Source organism: Streptomyces viridosporus, from assembly GCF_002078235.1.
GTDB classification, from domain to species: domain Bacteria; phylum Actinomycetota; class Actinomycetes; order Streptomycetales; family Streptomycetaceae; genus Streptomyces; species Streptomyces viridosporus.
Map to the genome: position 1 here is coordinate 1 of NZ_MSGP01000484.1, position 1,900 is coordinate 1,900.

Annotated in this window: 2 protein-coding genes; both read right to left on the reverse strand. The window is 70.4% G+C overall.

Annotation, left to right across the window (positions count from 1 at the left end; genetic code table 11):
• Nucleotides 1-531, reverse strand: a 531-nt coding sequence (locus tag B7L92_RS29890; RefSeq protein WP_304364722.1) for a biotin/lipoyl-containing protein, incomplete at its 3' end; no start/stop codon positions are given.
• Between the two features lie 63 nt (nt 532-594).
• Nucleotides 595-1,900 (reverse strand): dihydrolipoyl dehydrogenase (gene lpdA, locus B7L92_RS29895; protein ID WP_081240479.1); only part of this gene is annotated, 1,306 nt, incomplete at its 5' end.

The following is a 1,900-nucleotide window of genomic DNA, read 5'->3' on the forward strand; positions in this document are numbered from 1 at the left end:
GATCTCGGTGTCGACCTTGTCCGTCGACACCTCCAGCAGCGGCTCGTCGGCCTCGACGGTGTCACCGACCGACTTCAGCCAGCGGGTGACGGTGCCCTCGGTGACGGACTCGCCGAGCGCGGGCAGGACCACGTCCGTGCCCTGGGCGGAGCCGGCGCCGGCCGCGGCCTCGGCGGTGGGCGCCGGAGCCGGGGCGGGCTGCTCGGTGGACGGCTGGGCCTGCGGCTGCGGCTCGGGAGCCGGCGGGGCGGCCTGCTCGGCGGCCGGGGCCTGCTCGGCGGCCGGGGCGCCGCTGCCGTCGTCGATCAGGGCCAGCTCGGCGCCGACCTCGACCGTCTCGTCCTCGGCGACCTTGATGGAGGACAGCACGCCGGAGGCGGGTGCGGGGATCTCGGTGTCGACCTTGTCGGTGGAGACCTCGAGCAGCGGCTCGTCGGCCTCGACGCGCTCGCCCTCGGCCTTCAGCCAGCGGGTGACAGTGCCCTCGGTGACGCTCTCGCCGAGCGCCGGAAGGGTTACGGAAACCGCCATGGTTTCGGTTGCTCCTTTGGAAGTGCGGAAGTCTGTAGTCGTCGCGCCCGGTGACCGAGGGCGTCAGTCGTGGGCGTGGAGGGGCTTGCCGGCCAGGGCCAGGTGGGCCTCGCCGAGCGCCTCGTTCTGCGTCGGGTGGGCGTGGATGAGCTGGGCCACCTCGGTCGGCAGCGCCTCCCAGTTGTAGATCAGCTGGGCCTCGCCGACCTGCTCGCCCATGCGGTCGCCGACCATGTGGACGCCGACCACGGCACCGTCCTTGACCTGGACGAGCTTGATCTCGCCCGCGGTCTTGAGGATCTTGCTCCTGCCGTTGCCCGCGAGGTTGTACTTCAAAGCGACGACCTTGTCCGCGCCGTAGATCTCCTTGGCCTTGGCCTCGGTGATGCCGACGGAGGCGACCTCCGGGTGGCAGTAGGTCACCCGCGGGACACCGTCGTAGTCGATCGGGACGGTCTTCAGACCCGCCAGACGCTCCGCCACCAGGATGCCCTCGGCGAAGCCGACGTGCGCGAGCTGGAGGGTCGGGACCAGGTCACCGACGGCGGAGATGGTCGGGACGTTGGTGCGCATGTACTCGTCGACGAGGACGTAGCCGCGGTCCATGGCGACCCCGGCCTCCTCGTAGCCCAGGCCCTGGGAGACCGGGCCGCGGCCGACGGCGACCAGCAGGACCTCGGCCTCGAACTCCTTGCCGTCCGCCAGGGTGACCTTCACGCCGTCCTGGGTGTACTCGGCCTTCTGGAAGAAGGTGCCCAGGTTGAACTTGATGCCGCGCTTGCGGAAGGCGCGCTCCAGCAGCTTGGAGGAGTTCTCGTCCTCGACCGGGACGAGGTGCTTCATGCCCTCGATGATCGTGACGTCGGTGCCGAAGGACTTCCAGGCGGAGGCGAACTCGACGCCGATGACACCGCCGCCCAGGACGATCGCGGACTTCGGCACGCGGTCCAGGACGAGGGCGTGGTCGGAGGAGATGATGCGGTCGCCGTCGATCTCCAGGCCCGGCAGCGACTTCGGCACGGAGCCGGTCGCCAGCAGGACGTGACGGCCCTGGATCCGCTGACCGTTCACGTCGACGGAGGTGGGGGAGGACAGCCGGCCCTCGCCCTCGACGTAGGTCACCTTGCGGGAGGCGATGAGCCCCTGCAGGCCCTTGTAGAGCCCGGAGACGACGTCGTCCTTGTACTTGTGGACGGCGGGGACGTCGATGCCCTCGAAGCTGGCCTTCACACCGAACTGCTCGCTCTCGCGGGCCTGGTCGGCGATCTCGCCCGCGTGCAGCAGGGCCTTGGTGGGGATGCATCCCCGGTGCAGGCAGGTGCCGCCGACCTTGTCCTTCTCGATCAGGGCGACGTCCAGGCCCAGCTGC